Source organism: Cedecea sp. NFIX57 (assembly GCF_900177785.1).
GTDB classification, from domain to species: domain Bacteria; phylum Pseudomonadota; class Gammaproteobacteria; order Enterobacterales; family Enterobacteriaceae; genus Cedecea; species Cedecea neteri_C.
In genome coordinates this window covers 31,017-53,151 of the sequence record NZ_FXAS01000023.1, presented here as the reverse complement: position 1 = coordinate 53,151, position 22,135 = coordinate 31,017, and the positions used below count along the sequence as shown (strand labels likewise).

The window sequence follows — 22,135 nt, the reverse complement described above, 5'->3', positions numbered from 1 at the left end:
TTCCTTTTATTTTAATGTGTTATTAAGCGATCAGTTCACTGCTGTTACGAAGGACATCCGGGTAATAACGTTCCGCTACGTCGGGATGTGAGCGCAGGCGGCCTTTCAGGTAGTTCCAGCCCACGTCGCGCAGCAGCGGGTTTTGCGGGTCGCTTTCTGGCCCCTGAGCTTCGCGGGCCAGCGCTTCCGGGAGCTGATAAACCGGCACCACGGCGTTGAGCTGTGCGCCCAGGAAGAACGCGATGGACAGACGTTCTTCATCCTGAGGCGGAGAGACCACGCGGTGGATGGTGGCTCGCAGGTAACCGTTGGTGGCCAGCTCCAGCAGCTCGCCAATGTTGACCACAAAGCTGCCCGGCAGCGGCTGGGCATCGACCCAGTTGTCCGGTGAGACTTCTACCTGCAGGCCTTTTTTATCGTCCTGCAGCAGGAAACTCAGGAAGCCGGAGTCTTTGTGAGCGCCGACACCCTGGCTGCTCTGCGTGGCAGACTGCCCCGGATAGCGAATCAGCTTGATGTGCTCGTTGGGCAGGTTGCCGTACAGGTCGTCAAAGGCATCGGCCGGCAGGCTCAGGGCTTCGGCAAAGGTGCGCAGCAGTTTTAACGCCACGGCGGTCATTTCGCTTTGCCACTGTAAAAGCGTGGGTTTGAGTTCAGGTCTGGCGGTCGGCCAGAGGTTTGGCCCCTGCAGGCGACGCCACGCCGGAGCGTATTCATCCAGTGGCAATGCGTGGCGTTCTGCGCCGAGGTCAAACTGTTCGCGCCAGTCGGGCTGGCCGCGGGTAAGTTCGCTAGCGGCGCGGTTGTAGCCACGGAAATGCGGCGAGTGGATCATCGCCACCTGCTGTTTTTCATCGTCGGGGAGGGCAAAGAAGCTGCGGGCTTCGTCCTGGACCGCCTGCTGCAGGTCAGGGCTGATGCCGTGGTTGATCAGGTAGAAAAAGCCAATTTCTCGTGCGGCGTAGCGCAGCTGGCTGAGGAAGGCAGAACGGTCAGTTTCGCTGCCGTTAAGCTGGGACAGGTCAAGAATCGGCAGTGCCAGGCCAGGATTGGTGCTCATAGTTTACTCCGGTCAAAAAAGTCTTAGAAAAGGCGGTCGGGTTGAGTTCGGCACAACAGCGGCACAGCATCATGGCAATGTCCTTCTGAATACGGTCGGGTAGCGTTAGCGCTTACCTTGCCGTAATCAAAAATCCTCGCCCAATATTGTTATCTTCTAAGGTATGACCCGGTGGGGTTCTAAGCATTTGCGGAAACGAGAAAAGTCTAATCATTGCAAAATATTTCAACGCATAGCGGTAACTTATGGATTTCACTGAGGCTTAATTACATTTAGAAATAGTTAACGGGCAGTTAAGTTATGACGGCAGTTAAGTTTGTGGGTTTTATGCCGAAGAGGTTGCTAAGCGTTTCGCTTTCTACCACCAGGTGTCTTCATCATGCTAAAAACTACACAATCCCGATTTATTACCTCTTTATGTTTGTTTTTCATGTTGTTAATTGCGGTTACTTCACTAGTGATTCACTTTTTTGTGACGCCGCAGCTTAAGCGCAATGAAACCCAGCTGATTCGCTTCGAAGTGGATAACGTGGCGGTCAATATCACCGAGCAGATGAACCGCGTGCAGGCGCAGATGCGCAGCATTACCCAGTCCGTGGCTGCGATGCAAAGCGATGATATTAATAAGTTATTACCGACGCTGGTGGATCAGTACCAGGATGTGAACGTGTTTGGCGGCGGCATCTGGCCTCTGCCTGAAAAACGCGAGGCGGGGCGCAATAAATTCAGCACTTTCTTTGCCCGCAACGGCAGCAATAAACTGGAAGAAAACACCTACTGGAACTCGGATGCCGCGCCTAACTACTACGAGCAGGTATGGTACAAAGCCGGGCTTGCTTCTCCGGCCGGGCAATGTGCCTGGGCAAACGCCTACCAGGATGACGCCAGCCCGCAGCCGAGGACTAACTGCGCCATGGCGATTACCAAAGAGGGGCAGCCGTGGGGCGTGGCGACTATCGATGTCACGCTGGGCTTCTTTAACCAACTGGCCAAACAGATGAGCGAGGCGGTGAAAGGCCAGGTGCTGATCATCGAAGCCGACGGTAAAGTCGTCGGTAACGCGGATCAGATTGGCAAAACGGCGGGCTTAAAAAATCTTTCTGAGCTGAGCGGCTCGCTGCCAATGGCGAAAGCGGTTCAGGGAATGTTGCCCGGTTTTAATGCCAGCCAGAGCAGTGAGAATGAATACGATAACGATGGCACGTCGCACACCGTTATTTTGCAGACGGTAAAAGGCAGCCCGTGGATTCTGGCGGTTGACCTGCCAACCGCGCTGTTGACCAAACAAACGGACGCGATTCTGCTGCGCCTTGGCATGGTGCAGATCCCGATGGCGATCGTTTTACTCGGGATCCTGGTGCTGTTTGTTCGCAATATGATGCGCCGCCTGGGCGATCTTAACCACAACATCAGCCGCCTTTCCGCCGGTGGGGCCGACCTGACGCAGCGCCTGGAGCCAACCAGCAGCCCGGAATTTAACGCCATTATCGACAGTTTTAACGGCGTGATTAGTTATCTGCAAACCATGCTGCGACAGGTGGGGGACAGCGCCCGAGCCATTTCTTCGGCCTCTCATCAGATTGCGACGGGCAACCAGGATCTGTCCGCCCGCACCGAAGATCAGGCCAGTTCGATTGAGCAAACGGCGGCCTCGATGGAGGAGCTGACCAGCACCGTTCGCCAGAATGCCGACAACGCCGCCCATGCCAACGAGCTGGCGCGTGAAGCGTCCAGCGTGGCGGTGAAAGGGGGAGAAGTGGTGAAGCAGGTCGTCAGCACGATGAATGCTATTCAGACTTCTTCAGGCAAAGTGGTGGATATTATCAGCGTGATTGACAGCATCGCTTTCCAGACCAATATCCTGGCACTCAACGCCGCCGTTGAGGCTGCCCGAGCCGGTGAACAGGGCCGCGGTTTTGCGGTTGTGGCCTCTGAAGTTCGCAGCCTGGCTCAACGCTCCGCGCAATCGGCACGGGAAATTAAAGCGCTGATCGAAAATTCGGTGAGCAATGTGAATCTGGGGACTGAGCTGGTTACTCAGGCTGGCAGCACGATGGAAGAGCTGACTCAGGGCGTACGTAACGTGACGACGCTGATGGCCGAAATTATGTCTTCCAGCCGCGAGCAGAGCACGGGCATTGAGCAGGTGAATCTGGCGATTAATCAGCTGGATAGCACCACGCAGCAGAACGCCGCGCTGGTCCAGGAAGTTTCTTCCGCCTCGCATTCGATGGCGGAACAATCCACCCAGCTTGAACGAGTCGTCGCTGGATTTAAACTCTAACCACAGCGGGCACCCAGGCGGTGCCCGTTTCTTTCTGATCCTTTCTCCCGCTTAAACCCCGCTTGCAATTTACCCAATCATCTTTTATTTTATTGTTACGTTATAACATACCGGAATAATTTTTATGCAGCGCGATATCCATCCGTTTTACCGGACCGTGGTGTTTCACGACACCAGCGTAAATGAATATTTTAAAGTGGGCTCGACGATCAAAACCGACCGCGAGATTGAGCTGGATGGGGTGACTTACCCCTACGTGACGATCGAAGTTTCTTCTGCTTCGCATCCTCATTACACCGGCAAACAGAAAGTCTTCGTCAATGAAGGCGGCCCGGCGCGCTTCCAGCAGCGTTTCGGCAAGTTCTTTGGCGGGAAGGAGTCTTAAGAGATGCAGGTATTGAATTCACTTCGCAGTGCAAAACAGCGCCACCCCGACTGCCAGATTGTGAAGCGTAAGGGGCGGCTGTATGTGATTTGCAAATCTAATCCGCGCTTTAAAGCGGTGCAGGGACGTAAAAAACGTCGCTAGTGGTTATCGCTCACCCGCAGGCTGCTGGCGGGTGAGTGAAAAAACGTCATAAAACGACAGTTCCCCTTTTCGGCTGAGCATTTTGTGTAACAACGATTTTTGCTCTTCATCCACGCCAGGAGAACTGAGAATTTCATCGATTAGCGCCGTGGGTACATTGCGGGTGTTGTACCACTCGCCGTTATAGCAAACGCGCAGATCGAGCACGTCAATATCGCTGTAGCGGTAGCGAGGGTTGACGTCAAAGAAGAAAAACGCGTTCATCAGCGCGAACAGCACGACCAGCAGCCATACTGAGCCCGCCAGGGTTTCTGATTCCAGCATTACCCACATTGTGGCAAACCAGCCGATATACATGCCGATAAACAATCCGGGATGCTTGCGGATAAAACTGATACTGAAGCGCGGGCGATTATCGCGCTTTTCAGTTTCATTCAGATGTTCGATGGTATTGGTAAGCAGGCGCTGAATTTCTGACATGGTGTGCCTTCTAAATTCTCTGTTATCGGTTGTACGCATGACCAGACTATTTTAAGAACCACAGGCCAGGCAAAAAAGTAACAGATAAGCCAAAAATAACCATAACAGTTAACTGGTCTGCCCGTCTTAAAGCATCTTAATAATACGGGCTGGATTGCCCGCGACAACGCAGTTGGCCGGAATGTCTTTGGTGACGACAGAACCTGAACCTACCACGACATTATCGCCAATGGTGACGCCCGGATTAATAACCGCGCGTCCACCAATCCAGACGTTATTGCCAATTGTCACCGGCTTGCCCAGTTCGACGCCGCTATTTCTTGTTTCGGCATCCAGGGGATGGGTCGCGGTATAAATATGTACGCCGGGCGCCAGCATACAGTTGTCACCAATGCGAATAGGGCAAGGGTCCAGCATGACGCATTCGAAATTGGCGTAGAAGTTTTTACCCAGGTAGATGTTGTAGCCGTAATCGCAGCGGAAAGTGGGTTCGATGTAAGCCCCTTCGCTCTGGCCAAGCAGCTCGGAGAGGATCTCATCGCGGTATGCCTGCTCGTCCGGCGAGCTTTGGTTGTAGCGATGCAGCAGCTGACGCGCTTTGTGGCTTTCTCGCTGCAGGGTTTCGTCTCCAGGCCGGTATAGCTCTCCGGCAATCATTTTACGCTTTTCTTCACTCATCACGGGTTCCCTCTTCAGTGGCCTGCAAGGCTACCTGAATTTCGAAAGAAAAGAGTGGGTATCGTTCCCTGAGCGTGATGAACCTCACGTCGCAGAGTGCGGTGCGGCAAGGTTAGCGTTGAGGAGTGCTTGCGGTATTTCGCTGGCTGGTTAACGGCTGTTAATCCAAACCTGTGCAACATCGACTGAGACAAACCAGACAATAACAGGAGATAAAATGTGATTTTAAATATTATTTAATAAGACAACTATTAACGAATAAATTTCCACACTGAAGGTGGGATTTTATCATACAGTTTATTCATCGTCAGTTCTGCAAGACGGTGGTCGGCTGCTGAATAAAATACCGCCAGTTCATTATCTGATAATTCATATTTATTTTTTTCTATTACGCGTTCCAGCGTATCAATTGTCTGACAACGCCGCAGGCGCATCAAATAATCGGTCTTAGTGAGCTTGGTAGTCATAAATTCGCCTTAAGTATTTTAATATTTTTAGAACGAGTGGCTTACTGGGTTAGCGCGACTCTCACTGATGAAACACCTGAACAAGCGATTCCCTGATTTACGCCACCGCTGCAAGTCCTGTGCGTTAATGCCGTAATTGCTAAATAACATGAAAGTATCGTCCAGGTATTCATCAATCTGTTCAATCAATTTGCTCTCATCTGGATACTTAATCTTATAATTAAGCGCCGATGCAGCAATGTGCTCAATCAATTCATTCAACTGTAGATTAATGGCCGATGTAGGATCATTAACCCACCCATGATTGCTCTCACCAAGATTGGTCAGACAATCGTGATACAGACTCTCACAGAGGAACTTAAGCTGCGCGATGTCGTGCCGCTTTGGTGAGTATTCGTCCATAGTGCTGCCCCTTTTATCGGTAAACCAAATGATAAACACAACGGGTTGGGGTGGACACACCTGATGAGGTGAAGAACTGTTGCCACGATTATTACATGTGCTGTAACTATAAATCAATATTGCCTGGATTTCATGCGGCTCTAACGAAAAATTACAATTAAGTTAAAAAAAGAGAATACGTTACTAAATGTGAATTAAAACTTTCGTATGAATTTTAACTTAAATTCTCAGGGATACATTAACCCATAATGGGTAATATTTATAACTTTCAGCTGGTTAATCAATCTATAAGACTATTCTGTATCCGGCTAAAAACCAGGCGTTAATTTGTAAGAATATTCCCAAATAAATGTAACACTTCGGTTTTTGTTGTTTCGTTAATCATGGATTAACGAGCATTTAAGCGTTATTTTCTCCGAAATGAGGTGGCATTTATGTTGAAGATAATGCGGGAGAGAGAAGTGAATGTGGAAATAAGAAATCCAAAATAACAATGCTGAAACCGGTTTCTGTATTAATAAAAAAGGCCGCATTACGCGGCCTTTTGTTATGTGATTGAACGGCTTACTGGTGATGCTCTACCGCATGCGCATGTTCAATATCTTCACTCTTGCGGCTGAAGCGGCGGCGTACCACCACGAAGAACACCGGAACGAAGAAGATAGCCAGCACGGTCGCGGTCACCATGCCGCCCATTACACCGGTACCTACGGCGTTTTGCGCGCCACTGCCCGCACCGGTACTGATAACCAGCGGCATTACCCCGAGGATAAATGCCAGAGAAGTCATCAGAATCGGACGCAGACGCATACGCACGGCTTCCAGCGTTGCTTCAATCAGGCCTTTGCCTTCTTTCTCCATCAGATCTTTGGCGAATTCAACGATAAGTATCGCGTTCTTCGCCGACAGGCCAATGGTTGTTAGCAGGCCAACCTGGAAGTAAACGTCGTTGGTGAGGCCGCGCATTGTTGCGGCCAGCAGGGCACCGAATACGCCAAGCGGAACAACCAGCATGACCGAGAACGGAATTGACCAGCTCTCATACAACGCCGCCAGACACAGGAACACCACAATCAGCGAGATGGCGTACAGGGCAGGGGCCTGGTTACCGGACAGACGTTCCTGGTAGGACATGCCCGTCCAGTCAAAGCCAATGCCGGTTGGCAGTTTCGATGCAAGCTGCTCCATCATGTCCATTGCCTCACCGGTACTTTTACCCGGTGCTGCCTGGCCAAGAATTTCCATGGACGGCAAGCCATTGTAACGTTCCAGACGCGGCGAACCGTATTCCCAGCGTGAGGTAGAGAACGCGGAGAACGGTACCATCTGGCCGGAAGAGCCACGCACGTACCAGTTGCCGATATCGCTTGGCAGCATACGGTATGGCGCTTCGGCCATGACGTACACTTTCTTCACGCGGCCGCGGTCGATGAAGTCATTGACGTAGCTCCCGCCCCAGGCTGCCCCCAGCGTGGTATTGATATCGCTAATGGATACCCCCAGCGCCTGTGCTTTTTCCTGATCGATATCGATTTTGAACTGCGGTGTATCTTCCAGACCGTTCGGACGCACGCCAACCAGCAGGTCAGGGTGCTGGGCAATCATGCCGAACAGCTGGTTACGAGCCTGAGTGAGCTGCTCGTGGCCAAGGTTTGCCTGGTCAATCAGCTGGAAGTCAAAGCCGGTTGCGGTACCCAGCTCAACAATCGCCGGCAGGTTAAAGGCAAACACCATTGCATCTTTAATCTGCGAGAAGGTGCCCATGGCGCGGCCAGCAATAGCCGGAACCTTGTTCTGTTCCCCTGAACGTTCACTCCAGTCTTTCAGCGAAACGAACGCCAGGCCGGTGTTCTGACCACGACCAGAGAAGCCGAAGCCGTTAACGGTAAAGACCGAGTTAACGTTCGCTTTCTCTTTGGTCAGGAAGTAATCCGTGACTTCATCCAGCACTTTCTGCGTACGTTCCTGGGTTGCCCCCGCTGGCAATTGCGCCATGGCTAACAGAACGCCCTGGTCCTCATCCGGCAGGAACGAGCTAGGCAGACGAACAAACAGAACCGCCATGCCCACCACAATCATCAGATACAGCAGCAGGTAACGACCTGTGCTACGCAGAATGTTACCGACGCTGTCTGTGTAGTGGTGCGTGCTCTTGTCGAACATTCTGTTGAACCAGCCGAAGAACCCTTTCTTGTCATCGTGATGACCTTTCGGAATTGGCTTAAGCATGGTTGCACAGAGTGCGGGAGTCAGGATCATCGCGACCAGTACTGACAGCACCATCGCCGAAACGATAGTAATCGAGAACTGACGGTAGATGGCACCGGTAGAACCGCCGAAGAACGCCATTGGGACGAATACCGCAGACAGTACCATCGCGATACCGACCAGCGCGCCCTGAATCTGACCCATGGATTTGCGCGTGGCTTCCTTCGGTGGCAGGCCATCTTCTACCATCACGCGCTCGACGTTCTCAACCACAACGATGGCGTCATCCACCAACAGGCCTATCGCCAGCACCATGCCGAACATCGTCAGGGTGTTTATCGAGTAGCCAAAGGCGGCAAGGATAGCGAACGTGCCCAGCAGTACCACCGGTACCGCAATGGTTGGAATCAGCGTTGCCCGGAAGTTCTGCAGGAACAGATACATTACCAGGAACACCAGCACGATAGCTTCGACCAGCGTTTTCACCACTTCGTTAATGGAGATTTTAACGAACGGCGTGGTGTCGTACGGATACACAACCTTCAGGCCCGCCGGGAAGTAAGGCTGAAGTTTTTCTACCGTGGCGCGTACCGCTTCGGCGGTATCCAGGGCGTTAGCACCGGTAGCCAGTTTTACACCCAGACCGGCAGCAGGCTGGCCGTTATAGCGAGCGATAACGTCATAGCTTTCGCCGCCCAGCTCAACTTTTGCCACGTCTTTCAGCAGAACGCGAGAGCCATCCTGATTCACTTTCATCAGGATTTTGCTGAACTCTTCTGCTGATTTCAGACGGGTTTGCGCAATGATGGAGGCGTTCAACTGCTGGCCTTTGACCGGCGGTGTCCCACCGAGCTGGCCTGCGGCTACCTGGGCGTTTTGTGCCTTGATAGCGTTGATCACATCCACCGGCGTCAACTGGTAGTTGTTCAGTTTGTTCGGATCCATCCAGATACGCATCGCGTACTGAGCACCAAACAGCTGAACGTCACCTACGCCGTGAGTACGGCTGACCGGGTCTTTAATGGTGGCACCAACGTAGTCCGCAATATCCTGCTGGTTCATAGAACCATCGGTGCTGATCATACCGAGCACCATCAGGAAGCTGCTTGAGGACTTCTCGACGCTAACCCCTTGCTGCTGTACCTCCTGCGGCAGCAGCGGCATGGCCAGCTGAAGTTTGTTCTGCACCTGAACCTGTGCGATATCGGCATCGGTGCCGGAATCGAAGGTAATGGTGATTTGAACGGTACCAGAGGAATCACTGGTAGAGGACATGTATAACAGGCCATCGATACCGTTCATATTCTGTTCGATAACCTGGGTTACTGAATCCTGTACCGTTTTCGCATCTGCACCCGGGTAGTTGGCCGAGATCTGAATTGCCGGTGGCGCGATCGTTGGATACTGCGCGATAGGCAATTTCATGATCGCAAGCGCACCCGCCAACATAATAATGATGGCGATTACCCAGGCAAAGATGGGGCGATCGATAAAAAACTTAGACATGTCTTAACGGCTCCTGTTTGAGTTAAGACTTCGGTTGTTCTGACTGCGCGCCTGCGGCGGGTTGCTGTTGGCCTTTATTGTCTTCCGCAACTTCCTGCGCTTTTACCTGAACACCCGGTTTTACTTTCTGTAGGCCGGTAACAATCACGCGATCGCCTGTTTGTAACCCATCGGTAACCAGCCATTTGTCGCCGATCGCCTGGCTGGTTTGCAGCTGGCGAACTTCAACTTTGTCATCCTTCCCTACGACCATCGCGGAGGCATCGCCGCGTGGAGTACGAGTGACCCCCTGCTGCGGAACCAGGATGGCATTTGGGTTAACGCCTTCTTCCAGCTTGGCGCGAACAAACATCCCTGGCAGCAGGGTTTTGTCCGGGTTAGGGAAGATAGCGCGCAGGGTGATAGACCCGGTGGTCTGGTCAACGGTCACTTCAGAGAATTCCAGTGAGCCTTCCTGTGGGTAGGCGACACCGTTGTTCATCATCAGTTGGACTTTGGCTTTGCCGTTTTCCTGTTTCAGTTTGCCGTCGGCCAGCTCCTGCTTAAGACGCAGGAAGTCATCGCTGGACTGGGTCACATCCACGTAGATAGGGTCAAGCTGCTGAACAGTGGCGAGGGCGGTGGTTTGCCCGCTGGTAACCAGCGCACCTTCGGTGACCGCGGATTTCCCGATGCGGCCGCTGATAGGCGAGGTCACTTTGGTGTACGCCAGGTTGATACGTGCAGTTTCAACCGCAGCTTTTGCAGCGACGACGTCAGCGTTTGCCTGCTGCGCGGTTGCCGCCGCAGTATCGTAGTCAGACTGGCTGATGTACTTGGTACCCAGCAGTTTCTGATAACGTTTAACGGTCAGCTGTGCGAGATTAGCGCTGGACTGTGCCTTTGCCAGGTCGCCCTTTGCGCTGTCGTACGCAGCCTGATAGGTTGCAGGATCGATCTGATACAGCGAAACACCGGCCTGAATGTCGCTCCCTTCGGTAAAGTTACGCTTCAGAATAATGCCGCTAACCTGAGGACGAACTTCTGCGATGCGGAAGGCGTTGGTGCGTCCTGGAAGCTCAGTAGTAATCTGTAATGGCGCGCTTTTCAGAGTCACTACACCCACTTCCGGGGCGTGCGGCGCACTCTGCTGGGTCTCTTTCTCGTTACATCCTGTAAGCGCTAAGCTGCCTGAGAGCATCAGAACGGCCGCCAGAGGCGTAAACCCTCTGTTTTTGTTCATATGTAAACCTCGAGTGTCCGATTTCAAAGTTGTTCAATGGATCAAATGTCCACAAACCCATTGCTGCGTTTATATTATCGTCGTGCTATGGTACATACGTTCACAAATGTATGTAAATCTGACTAAAGTAAATTCACCCACTTATGGCACGAAAAACCAAAGCTCAGGCGCTTGAAACCCGCCAGCACATCCTCGACGTTGCGATTCGCCTGTTTTCACAGCAGGGCGTCTCTGCGACTTCGCTCGCGGATATCGCGCAGGCGGCCGGGGTAACACGTGGTGCGATTTACTGGCATTTCAAAAATAAGTCGGAATTGTTTAGTGAGATCTGGGAGCTAACCGAATCCAGTATTGGTGACTTAGAGATTGAGTATCGGGCAAAATATCCAGACGATCCACTGTCTGTGATAAGAGAATTACTCATTTATATCCTACAGGCAACGGTGACAGAAGAGCGCCGACGCTTAATGACGGAAATCATTTTCCACAAGTGTGAGTTTGTCGGTGAGCTTGAAGTTTTGCAGCAGGCCCGGCGCACGCTATATATGGAAGGCAACGAACGCATTGAGGCTGCTTTGCAACGCTGCATCGACGCCGGAAAATTGCCTGCGGGTCTGCGTCTTTCCCTTGCCGTCACGCTGATGCGCAGCTACATTACCGGGCTGATTGAAAACTGGCTGGTTGCGCCGGAAACCTTTGATCTCCATGCTAAAGCGCCAGACTTTATCGCCGTTCTGCTGGAAATGTTCCAACTGAGCCCAACGCTGAACAAACCGGCGTAATTTTCGGCTTACTTTCACCCTGAAAATGATTTGAGATTCCTCCGAGGGCGATTGCTATTCTGCGCCCTGAAGCCGTGCTATTCTGCGCATCTTCCGTGGCCTTTTACTTTTAGCTGGCACCCACATGCGCAGCACCGTAATGACTCAACCATGACTACGCAGCACAACGCTCTGTCGCGGACTTCCCGTTCCGCATTCATTTTATTCCTGTTTTTGTTTGTTTCCATCCTGCTGCCTTTTTCCGCGGCTCAGGCGGCGCAAAGTAATGGCGATCTGCCGACCAGAGCGGAGGTGCAGTCGCAGCTGGACACGCTGAACAAGCAAAAAACGCTGACCCCTGACGATAAGCTTACCCAGAAAGATCTCACCGAAACGCTTGAGATGCTGGACAAACTCGACCGCGTGAAGCAGGAGACGGCGCAGCTTAAAACCACGGTTGCCCAGGCCCCGGACAAACTGAAGCAGGCGACTGACGCGTTGAATTCGCTGAGTACGCCTGCCGATGACGAAGCGACGCGTAAAACGCTCGGCTCGCTTTCCCTTCGACAGTTAGAAACCCGGCTGACCAGCGTGCTGGATCAACTGCAGTCGGCCAACAACGATTTATCAACCCTGAACAGTCAGTTGGTTTCTCTGCAAACGCAACCCGAGCGCGTGCAGAACGCTATGTACAGTGCCTCCCAGCAGCTTCTGCAGGTGCGTAACAGGCTGAACGGCACCACGCCAGGGGAAGCCGCTTTACGTCCAAGCCAACAAAACTTGCTGCTGGTGCAGCAGGCGCTGTTGAATACCCAAATTGAGCAGCAGCGGAAAAGTCTGGAAGGCAACACCGTCTTGCAAGATGCGCTGCAAAAACAGCGTGATTACACCAACGCCAATATCGGGCAGCTTGAGCATACGCTTCAGCTGCTGCAGGAAGCGGTGAACAGCAAACGCTTAACGCTGACGGAAAAGACCGCTCAGGAAGCCGTTACGCCGGACGACGCTGACGCCAGCGCGGTGCAGAATAACCCACTGGTGCGCCAGGAGCTGGATGTGAACCACCAGCTCAGCCAGAGGCTGATCAACGCCACTCAAAGCGGGAATGAGCTGGTTCAGCGGAATATCCGCGTCAAAAACTGGCTGGATCGCGCGTTGCAGTCCGAGCGTAATCTGAAAGAACAAATCTCGGTACTGAAGGGCAGCCTTTTGCTGTCGCGCATTCTTTATCAGCAGCAGCAAACGCTGCCGTCTGCCGACGATCTGGAAGACCTCACCAACCGCATTGCTGACCTGCGCCTGGAGCAGTTTGACATCAACCAGCAGCGCGATGCGCTGTTCCAAAGTGACAGCTACGTCGACAAGATTGTCGAAGGGCATAAAAACGAGGTTAATGACGAAGTTCATGATGCGCTGATGCAGGTCGTGGACATGCGCCGCGAGCTGCTGGATCAGCTCAACAAGCAGTTGGGTAATCAGCTGATGATGGCGATTAACCTGCAAATTAACCAACAGCAGCTGATGAGTGTCAGCACCAGCCTGCAGAAAATGCTGACCCAGCAAATCTTTTGGGTGAACAGTAACAAGCCGATGAACTGGGAGTGGATCAAATCCTTCCCACGCGCGCTGCATGACCAAATCAAAGGCATGAAGCTGGATATCAGCTGGAATAAAGTGCTGGACGGGCTGTTTATGTCGTTGTTCACCGCGCTGCCGTTGATGCTGCTGGCTGGGCTGCTTCGCTGGCGCTACAAGTGGATCGACAAGCAGTTGGCTAAGCTGGCGTCGGAAGTCGGGCAGTTGCGCACGGACACCCAGCTCAACACCCCGAAAGCGATTTTGCTTAACTTCCTGAAAGTGCTGCCGCTGACGATGGCCATTCTCTCGGTGGGGCTGGTATTGCTGTTTATGCAGCTCAACATCAGCGGACTACTGTGGGCGTTTGCCAAAGAGCTGGCGCTGTTCTGGCTGGTGTTTGGCATGGCCTGGCGCATTCTAAGCAGCCGCGGGCTGGCCGTGATCTGGTTTAACATGCCGGAGCACCTGACACGCCATTATCGCCGTCAGATTGTACGTATCAGCTTTGCCTTGTTGCCACTGCTGTTCTGGTCGGTGGTCGGTGAGCTGTCACCGCTGAACCTGATGGACGATGTGCTCGGGCAGTTTATGATCTTCCTTAACCTGCTGCTGATTACCGCGCTGGTTATCCCGATGTGCCGCGACAACTGGCGGGACAAAGAATCTCATCCGATGCGTCTATTGACCATCACCGTGCTCTCTATTGTCCCGGTCGCGCTGCTGGTGCTGACCGCGACCGGCTATTTCTATACTACGCTGCGCCTTGCTAACCGCTGGATAGACACTGTTTATCTGGTAATTATCTGGAACCTGATTCACCAGACGGTGATCCGTGGCCTGAGCGTTGCGGCACGCCGTATTGCTTACCGCCGCGCGCTGGCTCGCCGCCAGAATATGGTTAAAGAGGGGGCGGAGGGCGCAGAGCCGGTCGAAGAGCCGCCGCTGGCGCTGGATCAGATCAACCAGCAGACCATGCGTTTAACCATGCTGCTGATGTTCGCCCTGTTCGGCGTGGTGTTTTACGCCATCTGGTCGGATTTAATTACCGTCTTTGCCTATCTCGACAGCATCGTGCTGTGGCACTACACCGGCAGCGAAGCCGGCGCCACGGTGATGAAAAACGTTACGATGGGCAGCATCTTGTTCGCGATAGTGGCGACGATGGTCGCCTGGGCGCTGATTCGAAACTTGCCGGGCCTGCTGGAAGTGCTGGTTTTGTCGCGGTTGAAGATGCGTCAGGGGGCGTCCTACGCCATTACCACCATCCTTAACTACGCCATTATCGTGATTGGGGCGATGACGGTGTTTGGTTCTCTGGGCGTGTCGTGGGACAAACTGCAGTGGCTGGCGGCGGCGCTGTCGGTGGGCCTGGGCTTTGGTTTGCAGGAGATCTTCGGTAACTTCGTTTCCGGCCTGATCATTCTGTTCGAACGCCCGGTGCGCATCGGCGATACCGTCACCATCGGGACATTCTCAGGCAGCGTCAGCAAGATCCGTATCCGTGCGACGACAATCACCGACTTTGACCGTAAAGAAGTGATCATCCCGAACAAGGCGTTTGTGACCGAACGACTGATCAACTGGTCGCTGACCGACACGATCACCCGCGTAGTGATCAAGCTCGGCGTGGCGTATGGATCCGATCTCGATAAAGTGAAAGAGATCCTGCTGAAAGCCGCGATGGAACACCCACGGGTGATGCACGACCCGGAACCGGCGGTGTATTTCACGACATTTGGTGCCAGCACGCTTGACCATGAACTGCGCCTGTATGTTCGTGAATTGCGCGACCGTAGTATCACTGTGGATGAGCTGAACCGCGCCATTGACAGACTGTGCCGTGAAAACAATATCAACATCGCCTTCAACCAGCTTGAAGTGCATCTGCACAATGAAAAGGGCGATGAACTGACGGAAGTGAAGCGAGATTTGGGCAAAAACGGCGGTCTGCTGCCGCCGTCTCTCTAAGCGTGAAAATCAGCGGGAAGCTTTTTCTTCCCGCTGCTTACGGAGAAAATCTTCACGAACGATCTCCAGCGCCGCGAGGGCGGTGTCCGTTGGGATCTGGTGCTGCTCCAGCAGCATGATTAAATCGACGGCCAGTTTGACCTCGTCCGGGGCGTTATCCAGCGACATTCTTGCTCCTTATTGGGGGTTAACTTAGTCCGCGCTCGCGTCTTTCAATGGCTTTTTCTATGCGGCTTAGCGCCTGACGGCAGCGCTGCAGGCGGCCTTCCAGCGCGGCCAGTTCTCGCTGAAGCTTTTGCTGGCCAGCAAGCGTGGTTTGAAGGGTAAGCTGGCTTTCTCTATCGCTCACCATCGCCAGCAGCCTGCGTTCGTAATCCTGATGGGTGGCCAGTTTTTCGTACAGATTTTCCTGCACCTTCTGCGGCGGTTCACTTTTTCGCAAATGCGCGGTGGCCAATTCCCGCTGCAGCGCGGCAATCTGCGCTACCAGCTTTTCGGCGATAAACGCCACCTGGTCCGTTTTACCGTGGCTGACGCTGAGCTGAAGCTGGGCGAGATTAGCCTGAGCTTCCTGGAGATAATCTTTCAACTGCGTGCTGTGGGTATGGAACAGCTTGCGGTCGAAGCGCGCCTGGCTTGCCCGAAGCAGGGCGACCGGCTCAACGGCGGCGGCCAGCTCGGCGACCCGGGTTTCCAGGGCTTGTAACAGCGAAGCGGTTTTCACAGAATGGCTCTCCAGGGATTGTCAGAGGTTACAGCATGAAGCGTCTTATTCTACTCATCATCGGCTGGCTGGCGGTAGTGCTTGCGACGCTGGGCGTGATATTACCGCTGTTGCCGACCACGCCATTTTTGCTGCTGGCCGCTTGGTGTTTTGCCCGCTCGTCGCCGCGTTTTCACCACTGGCTGCTATACCGTTCGTGGTTTGGTAGCTATCTGCGGCACTGGCAAACGCACCGCGCAATGCCCCGCGGTTCTAAGCCAAAAGCTATTTTGTTTATTCTCGTTACCTTCGCGCTTTCGTTATGGCTGGTGAAGATAGTGTGGGTTAGAATTTTGCTGTTGGTGATACTTTGTGCGCTGCTTGCTTTTATGTGGCGCATTCCGGTGGTTGATGAAGCACAACAAAAGCGATAAACCGCAGCAGAAGCTGTTGCAATTGTCGCGCCCAGCCAGTAAATTCGAGCGTTTTCGAGCACGGGTACAGCTGGTTAACCGTTAACCAGTGGTTCACATTTGAACCCACAGGTACTCTGTTTAGTATCATGTTTTTAGCAGGCATAAACCGATGACCGCGACTGCGCAGCAGCTTGAATATCTCAAAAACAGCATTAAAAGCGTTCCTGATTACCCAAAACCAGGAATTCTGTTCCGTGACGTGACCAGCTTGCTGGAAGATCCGAAAGCATATGCCACCAGCATTGCGCTGTTAGTTTCTCGTTTTAAAGACGCCGGTATCACCAAAGTGGTCGGTACTGAAGCGCGTGGCTTCCTGTTTGGTGCTCCAGTTGCGCTGGAGCTGGGCGTGGGGTTCATTCCTGTGCGCAAGCCTCGTAAGCTGCCGCGTGAAACCATCGCCGAAAGCTACGAGCTGGAATACGGCACCGACAGCCTTGAAATCCACGTAGATGCCATCAAACCAGGCGATAAAGTGCTGGTGGTGGACGATCTGCTGGCCACCGGCGGCACCATTGAAGCGACCGTAAAACTGATTCGTCGCCTCGGCGGGGAAGTGACCGACGCTGCTTTCGTTATCAACCTGTTTGACCTCGGCGGCGAGCAGCGTCTGGAAAACATGGGCGTGAAAAGCTTCTGCCTGGTGCCTTTCCCTGGTCACTAAGTTCACCGTATTGCCATACAGTGACAAGCCTCGCTCGCCCATCGGGCGGGGCTTATGTTAGCATTACCCCCTCGATTCACCTTTCCCGCGAACCAGAGCCTAACTCCAGATGAGCTACCAGGTCTTAGCCCGCAAATGGCGCCCCCAAACTTTTGCTGATGTTGTCGGCCAGCAACACGTACTGACCGCGCTGGCTAATGGTTTGTCGCTGGGCCGCATCCATCATGCGTATCTTTTTTCCGGCACTCGTGGGGTGGGGAAAACCTCAATCGCCCGTCTGCTGGCGAAAGGGTTGAATTGTGAAACCGGTATTACCGCGACCCCTTGTGGCGTCTGCGATAACTGCCGTGAAATAGAACAGGGCCGCTTTGTCGACCTGATTGAGATAGACGCCGCCTCGCGCACCAAAGTAGAAGACACCCGCGATCTGCTGGATAACGTGCAGTACGCCCCCGCGCGTGGCCGCTTTAAAGTCTACCTTATTGACGAAGTGCACATGCTCTCGCGCCACAGCTTTAACGCGCTGCTTAAGACGCTGGAAGAGCCGCCTCCGCACGTAAAATTCCTGCTGGCCACTACCGATCCGCAAAAGCTGCCGGTGACCATTCTTTCCCGCTGTCTGCAATTCCACCTGAAAGCGCTGGACGTCGAACAAATCCGCCATCAGTTGGAGCACATTCTTGGTGAAGAGAAGGTGGTGAGTGAACCCCGTGCGCTGCAGCTGTTAGCCCGTGCGGCGGACGGCAGCCTGCGTGATGCACTGAGCCTCACCGACCAGGCGATTGCCAGCGGCGACGGGCAGGTTACCACTGCCGCCGTCAGTGCCATGCTCGGCACCCTTGATGATGACCAGGCGCTGTCGCTGATTGAAGCTGTCGTCCAGGCTGACGGGCAGCGCGTAATGGCGTTGCTGAACGACGCTGCCGCGCGCGGCGTGGAGTGGGAAGCGCTGCTGGTAGAAATGTCCGCGTTGCTGCACCGCGTGGCCATGGTTCAGCTTTCTCCGTCTGCTCTTGGCAGCGATATGGCGGCCATCGAACAGCGTATGCGCGAGCTTGCCCGTGTTGTTCCACCTGCCGACGTGCAGCTTTATTACCAGACATTGCTGATTGGCCGCAAAGAGCTGCCTTGGGCGCCGGATCGCCGCATGGGCGTAGAAATGACGCTGCTGCGCGCGCTGGCTTTCCATCCGCGCAAGCCGCTGCCTGAGCCGGAAGTACCGCGCCAGGCGGCAAGCATTCCGGTAGTGAATCCGGTGTCGCATCAGCCAGCGGCAAGACAGCAGCAGGCGGCGCCGCCGCCAGACAGGGATGCCCCTCCGCTGCCGGATGCCACCAGCCAGATCCTCCAGGCGCGCAGCCAACTGATGCGCCAGCAGGAGGCTGATAAAGCAAAAAAGAATGAGCCGGCAGCGCAACGACTAGCGCGGCCGGCAAAAAGCTCCGCGCTGGAACGTTTGGCTTCGGTGACCGAACGCGTTCAGGCGCGCCCTGCGCCGACGGCGCTGGAAAAACCAGCGAAGCCAGAAGCCTATCGCTGGAAGGCACAAAACCCGATAGAAGTTGCCCCTGAGCCGGTCGCTACGCCCAAGGCGCTGAAAAAAGCGCTTGAGCATGAAAAAACGCCTGAGCTTTCGCAGAAACTGGCCGAAGAGGCTATCGAGCGGGACGAATGGGCGGCGGAAATCAATCAGCTGGTGCTGCCAAAGCTGGTGCAGCAGCTGGCGCTTAACGCCTGGAAAGAGGTGGACGGCAACCGGGTTTGCCTGCATTTGCGTCCTGGCCAGCGGCATTTGAATTCGCCATCGGCGCAAAAAACGCTCTCAGATGCCCTGAGTTCGCACCATGGCGAAGCGATAGAACTGACTATTATTGAAGATGAGAATCTGGCTCGCCGCACGCCGCTGGAGTGGCGTCAGGCTATCTACGAAGAGAAGCTGGCGCAGGCGCGCGAGGCGATGAGTAACGACAGCAATATTCAGACTCTGCAAAGGTTCTTTGATGCAGAGCTGGATGAAGATAGTATTCGCCCTGTTTGATATGCCTCGTTTGACGCGGCATAGTGTGAAACCCTGATAGCCACTCTCGCATTCTGCGAGGGCTGGCCCGATGAAAGAGAGAAGATTATGTTTGGAAAAGGCGGTCTGGGTAACCTGATGAAGCAGGCCCAGCAGATGCAGGAAAAAATGGCCCAGGCTCAGGAAGAAATCGCCAACATGGAAGTCACCGGCGAGTCCGGCGCGGGCCTGGTGAAAGTGACCATCAACGGGGCGCACAACTGCCGCCGTGTCGAAATCGACCCAAGCCTGATGGAAGATGACAAAGAGATGGTTGAAGACCTGGTTGCCGCAGCCTTCAACGATGCCGCTCGTCGTATCGGCGAAGCGCAGAAAGAAAAAATGGCTGGGGTTTCCAACGGCATGCAGTTGCCACCGGGCTTCAAAATGCCATTCTGATGCTTTTCCGCCTTCTCCCGCCCGGGAGAAGGCTGTTTTCTTACTCCTCGTTCAGCACCTGATAGCTCTCTGCCAGAAAATCAATCAATGCCCGCACCGCTGGTAACTGCCCTCGACGGGAAGGGAAGACCGCATGCACGATCTCCATTCTTGCGCGCCATTCTGGCAACACGTGAACCAGCTTGCCCTGCGCCAGCGCATCGTTAAGCATCAGCTTCGGGAGCTGCACGACGCCAATCCCGTTCAGTGCTGCGGTACGTAGCGCGATCATATCTGTCGTCACAAAGCGGGGCTTGTGGTGAACAATCACCTCCTGCTGTTCGGGCCCAAACAGGCACCAGCGATAAGTCTGCTGCGGCCTGTCCAGCGCCAGGCTTGGCCAGTGCGCGAGATCTGTAGGTGCCGCAGGCATACCCAGGCGAGTAACCAGCTCCGGGCTGGCCACCAGGCACATGCTGCGGGTGGCCAGCTTGCGCATCACCAGATCACTGTCTTCCAGCGGTAAAGGGCGCACGCGAATCGCTAAATCAACGTTTTCGTTCAGTACGTCCACGCGGCGGTTGGTTTCCTCAAGCTGAATCACAACCTGCGGATACAGGCGCATAAAGCGCGCCAGCATTTCGCCGACATGGACATGCAGCAGTGCTATCGGACAGGTGAGACGGATTAACCCTCTCGGCTCTGACTTTAGCGTGTCGATGGCCTCCTGCGCCGCTTCGGCTTCGATCATCATCGCCTTGCAGTGGCGGTAGAAGGTCTGCCCGGCTTCCGTGACGGTGAAACTACGCGTCGAGCGCTGCAGCAGGCGGGTTTCAAGCCGCTCTTCCAGCAGCGCAATGCGTCGGCTGAGGCGGGATTTCGGAATGCCGATAACCCGGCTGGCGGGGGAAAAACCGCCATTGTCCACCACCTGCACGAAGTACCACAGGTCGTTTAAGTCCTGCATTTCTATTGTCCTGTTAATGGAACACTGAGTCCATTTTAGCACTCTACCGAGCTGAGCGTCTGACGGGTAAGCTTTATCCCATCAGAAACAACCCTTGTGGAGAGAATCATGAAATCAATTCTTGGCGTTTATACCGCACCAGCTTCCCACTGGGTGGGGGACGGTTTCCCGGTTCGTTCGCTGTTTTCGTACTCAAAATTTGCCGAGCAGCTTAGCCCGTTCCTGCTGCTGGACTACGCTGGCCCGGCGGAATTTAAGCCGAGCAATAAAGGCCAGCGCGGCGTGGATCAGCACCCGCATCGCGGCTTTGAAACCGTGACTATCGTCTACAAAGGCGAAGTGGCGCACCGCGATAACGCGGGTAACGGCGGCGTGATTGGCCCGGGTGACGTGCAGTGGATGACCGCCGGGAGTGGGATCCTGCACGAGGAATATCATTCTCCGGCATTTAGCGAAGCGGGCGGCAGCCTGGAAATGGTGCAGCTGTGGGTTAACCTGCCTGCAAAAGACAAAATGACCGCGCCTGGCTATCAGCCGATTACCGACGGCGATATTCCGGTGGTCGATTTGCCGGACAATGCCGGTAAGGTTCGCGTGATTGCCGGTGAGTTTGACGGAACCAAAGGCCCGGCCAGAACCTTCTCGCCGATCAGCATTTGGGATTTGCGTCTTAACCCGCAAGGCGTCACGCAGTTGGCGGTGAAAGACGGCTGGAACACGGCGCTGGTGGTGCTGAAAGGCACGGTGCTGGTCAACGGCGAAGAGGTGGCGCGCGAAGCGCAGCTGGTGGTGCTGGATGCCAAAGGCGAAAGCGTGACCCTTGAAGCCAATAATGACGCGGTGGTTCTGCTGCTCAGCGGTGAGCCTCTGAATGAGCCGGTGGTGGGTTATGGCCCGTTCGTGATGAACACCAAAGAGGAAATTCATCAGGCCATCGATGATTTTAATCAGGGCCGTTTCGGCAAAGACATCGCGTAAATTTTTCCCCCGGCGAGCCATCGTACGGGGGATATCTTTTCCTATACCCATCTGCGGGGCTAATGTTAGGCTATAGCCCACTTTTTTCTCACAAGCCCGAGCGATGCAAACCAGTCCTTTACTCTCAGCCCTTATGGAATCCCTGCGCTGCCTGCCCGGCGTTGGCCCGAAATCCGCCCAGCGTATGGCGTTTGCCCTGTTACAGCGCGACCGCAGCGGCGGCATGCGTCTGGCTCAGGCGCTGACCCGTGCGATGTCCGAGATTGGCCACTGTGCGGATTGCCGTACCTTTACCGAGCAGGAAGTTTGCTCCATTTGCTCCAACCCGCGCCGCCAGGAAAACGGCCAGATTTGCGTGGTGGAAAGCCCGGCGGATATTCACGCCATCGAGCAAACCGGCCAGTTTTCAGGCCGCTATTTTGTCTTAATGGGGCATCTCTCGCCGCTGGACGGCATTGGCCCGAACGACATTGGGCTGGATCGCCTTGAGCAGCGCCTTGCCAGCGAGCCGATGAAAGAAGTTATTCTTGCCACCAACCCGACGGTGGAAGGCGAGGCGACGGCAAACTACATTGCCGAGCTGTGTGCGCAGTACGGCGTTGAAGCCAGCCGGATCGCCCACGGTGTGCCGGTGGGCGGCGAGCTGGAAATGGTAGACGGCACCACGCTCTCGCACTCGCTGATTGGTCGTCATAAGATTAATTTTTAATCGGTTGGGGGAGGTTTTTGCCTCCTCCCGCTTGAAAAGGCACAAATCGCTACCATATCCCTCT

Annotated in this window: 21 protein-coding genes and 1 other annotated feature; of the genes, 11 read left to right on the top strand and 10 right to left on the bottom strand. The window is 54.4% G+C overall.

The features are described from left to right. Nucleotides 1–22 precede the first annotated feature (22 nt). On the bottom strand, nucleotides 23–1,060 hold the full coding sequence (locus B9Y90_RS18475; RefSeq protein WP_085542134.1) for an isopenicillin N synthase family dioxygenase: 1,038 nt from the start codon (nucleotides 1,058–1,060) through the stop codon (nucleotides 23–25). Between the two features lie 379 nt (nucleotides 1,061–1,439). Here B9Y90_RS18475 and B9Y90_RS18470 point away from each other — a divergent pair, with 379 nt between their 5' ends. From B9Y90_RS18470 to ykgO, 3 genes are all read left to right on the top strand, one after another. Further along, nucleotides 1,440–3,344 carry a methyl-accepting chemotaxis protein gene (locus B9Y90_RS18470; RefSeq protein WP_085542133.1) on the top strand — a complete coding sequence of 635 codons (1,905 nt, stop codon included), beginning with the start codon at nucleotides 1,440–1,442 and terminating at the stop codon, nucleotides 3,342–3,344. A 124-nt stretch (nucleotides 3,345–3,468) separates the two neighbouring features. Then, on the top strand, nucleotides 3,469–3,729 hold the full coding sequence (locus B9Y90_RS18465; RefSeq protein ID WP_008460319.1) for a type B 50S ribosomal protein L31: 261 nt from the start codon (nucleotides 3,469–3,471) through the stop codon (nucleotides 3,727–3,729). A gap of 3 nt (nucleotides 3,730–3,732) precedes the next feature. Then, nucleotides 3,733–3,873, top strand: a complete 141-nt coding sequence (ykgO, locus tag B9Y90_RS18460; RefSeq protein WP_003859006.1) for a type B 50S ribosomal protein L36 — start codon at nucleotides 3,733–3,735, stop codon at nucleotides 3,871–3,873. 3 nt (nucleotides 3,874–3,876) lie between these two features. Here ykgO and B9Y90_RS18455 read toward each other — a convergent pair whose 3' ends face one another. From B9Y90_RS18455 to B9Y90_RS18430, 6 genes are all read right to left on the bottom strand, one after another. After that, nucleotides 3,877–4,353: a YlaC family protein gene (locus B9Y90_RS18455; protein WP_085542132.1), complete on the bottom strand. Its 477-nt coding sequence runs from the start codon at nucleotides 4,351–4,353 to the stop codon at nucleotides 3,877–3,879. Between the two features lie 126 nt (nucleotides 4,354–4,479). Next, nucleotides 4,480–5,031: a maltose O-acetyltransferase gene (gene maa, locus B9Y90_RS18450; RefSeq protein ID WP_039296002.1), complete on the bottom strand. Its 552-nt coding sequence runs from the start codon at nucleotides 5,029–5,031 to the stop codon at nucleotides 4,480–4,482. Between the two features lie 251 nt (nucleotides 5,032–5,282). Beyond that, nucleotides 5,283–5,498: an HHA domain-containing protein gene (locus tag B9Y90_RS18445; RefSeq protein ID WP_008460299.1), complete on the bottom strand. Its 216-nt coding sequence runs from the start codon at nucleotides 5,496–5,498 to the stop codon at nucleotides 5,283–5,285. A 27-nt stretch (nucleotides 5,499–5,525) separates the two neighbouring features. Further along, complete coding sequence (gene tomB, locus B9Y90_RS18440) at nucleotides 5,526–5,900, bottom strand: Hha toxicity modulator TomB (RefSeq protein ID WP_008460297.1); 375 nt, start codon at nucleotides 5,898–5,900, stop codon at nucleotides 5,526–5,528. 564 nt (nucleotides 5,901–6,464) lie between these two features. Beyond that, the gene (acrB, locus tag B9Y90_RS18435) at nucleotides 6,465–9,614 is read right to left on the bottom strand and encodes a multidrug efflux RND transporter permease subunit AcrB (protein ID WP_085542131.1); all 3,150 of its coding nucleotides are present in this window, start codon (nucleotides 9,612–9,614) and stop codon (nucleotides 6,465–6,467) included. Nucleotides 9,615–9,636: 22 nt separating this feature from the next. Next, complete coding sequence (locus tag B9Y90_RS18430) at nucleotides 9,637–10,836, bottom strand: efflux RND transporter periplasmic adaptor subunit (RefSeq protein WP_039295998.1); 1,200 nt, start codon at nucleotides 10,834–10,836, stop codon at nucleotides 9,637–9,639. Nucleotides 10,837–10,979: 143 nt separating this feature from the next. Between B9Y90_RS18430 and acrR the strand changes: the two genes are divergently transcribed. Then, nucleotides 10,980–11,618 (top strand): multidrug efflux transporter transcriptional repressor AcrR, encoded by a 639-nt coding sequence (gene acrR, locus B9Y90_RS18425; protein WP_039295995.1) that lies wholly within the window; start codon nucleotides 10,980–10,982, stop codon nucleotides 11,616–11,618. A gap of 150 nt (nucleotides 11,619–11,768) precedes the next feature. Continuing rightward, nucleotides 11,769–15,143, top strand: a complete 3,375-nt coding sequence (gene mscK, locus B9Y90_RS18420) for a mechanosensitive channel MscK (protein ID WP_085542130.1) — start codon at nucleotides 11,769–11,771, stop codon at nucleotides 15,141–15,143. A gap of 9 nt (nucleotides 15,144–15,152) precedes the next feature. Here mscK and rsmS read toward each other — a convergent pair whose 3' ends face one another. Next, entirely contained in the window at nucleotides 15,153–15,311 is a 159-nt protein-coding gene (rsmS, locus tag B9Y90_RS18415) for a pleiotropic regulatory protein RsmS (protein ID WP_071842760.1), read from the bottom strand. A gap of 19 nt (nucleotides 15,312–15,330) precedes the next feature. Next, complete coding sequence (gene priC, locus B9Y90_RS18410) at nucleotides 15,331–15,867, bottom strand: primosomal replication protein PriC (RefSeq protein WP_085542129.1); 537 nt, start codon at nucleotides 15,865–15,867, stop codon at nucleotides 15,331–15,333. Between the two features lie 35 nt (nucleotides 15,868–15,902). Here priC and B9Y90_RS18405 point away from each other — a divergent pair, with 35 nt between their 5' ends. From B9Y90_RS18405 to B9Y90_RS18390, 4 genes are all read left to right on the top strand, one after another. Continuing rightward, entirely contained in the window at nucleotides 15,903–16,280 is a 378-nt protein-coding gene (locus tag B9Y90_RS18405; protein WP_039295986.1) for a DUF454 family protein, read from the top strand. Nucleotides 16,281–16,431: 151 nt separating this feature from the next. Continuing rightward, nucleotides 16,432–16,983, top strand: a complete 552-nt coding sequence (gene apt, locus B9Y90_RS18400) for an adenine phosphoribosyltransferase (RefSeq protein ID WP_008460281.1) — start codon at nucleotides 16,432–16,434, stop codon at nucleotides 16,981–16,983. A 109-nt stretch (nucleotides 16,984–17,092) separates the two neighbouring features. Then, a complete protein-coding gene (dnaX, locus tag B9Y90_RS18395; RefSeq protein ID WP_085542128.1) occupies nucleotides 17,093–19,021 on the top strand; it encodes a DNA polymerase III subunit gamma/tau in 1,929 nt (642 codons plus the stop codon). Beyond that, nucleotides 18,357–18,421, top strand: a sequence feature (DnaX frameshifting element). Its footprint overlaps the gene before it by 65 nt. Nucleotides 19,022–19,108: 87 nt before the next feature. Further along, on the top strand, nucleotides 19,109–19,438 hold the full coding sequence (locus tag B9Y90_RS18390) for a YbaB/EbfC family nucleoid-associated protein (protein WP_008460260.1): 330 nt from the start codon (nucleotides 19,109–19,111) through the stop codon (nucleotides 19,436–19,438). 40 nt (nucleotides 19,439–19,478) lie between these two features. Here B9Y90_RS18390 and B9Y90_RS18385 read toward each other — a convergent pair whose 3' ends face one another. Continuing rightward, nucleotides 19,479–20,384 carry a LysR family transcriptional regulator gene (locus B9Y90_RS18385; protein WP_085542127.1) on the bottom strand — a complete coding sequence of 302 codons (906 nt, stop codon included), beginning with the start codon at nucleotides 20,382–20,384 and terminating at the stop codon, nucleotides 19,479–19,481. A gap of 108 nt (nucleotides 20,385–20,492) precedes the next feature. Between B9Y90_RS18385 and B9Y90_RS18380 the strand changes: the two genes are divergently transcribed. Next, entirely contained in the window at nucleotides 20,493–21,362 is an 870-nt protein-coding gene (locus tag B9Y90_RS18380; protein WP_008460257.1) for a pirin family protein, read from the top strand. Between the two features lie 103 nt (nucleotides 21,363–21,465). After that, nucleotides 21,466–22,071 (top strand): recombination mediator RecR, encoded by a 606-nt coding sequence (recR, locus tag B9Y90_RS18375; RefSeq protein WP_039295974.1) that lies wholly within the window; start codon nucleotides 21,466–21,468, stop codon nucleotides 22,069–22,071. Nucleotides 22,072–22,135 lie beyond the last annotated feature (64 nt).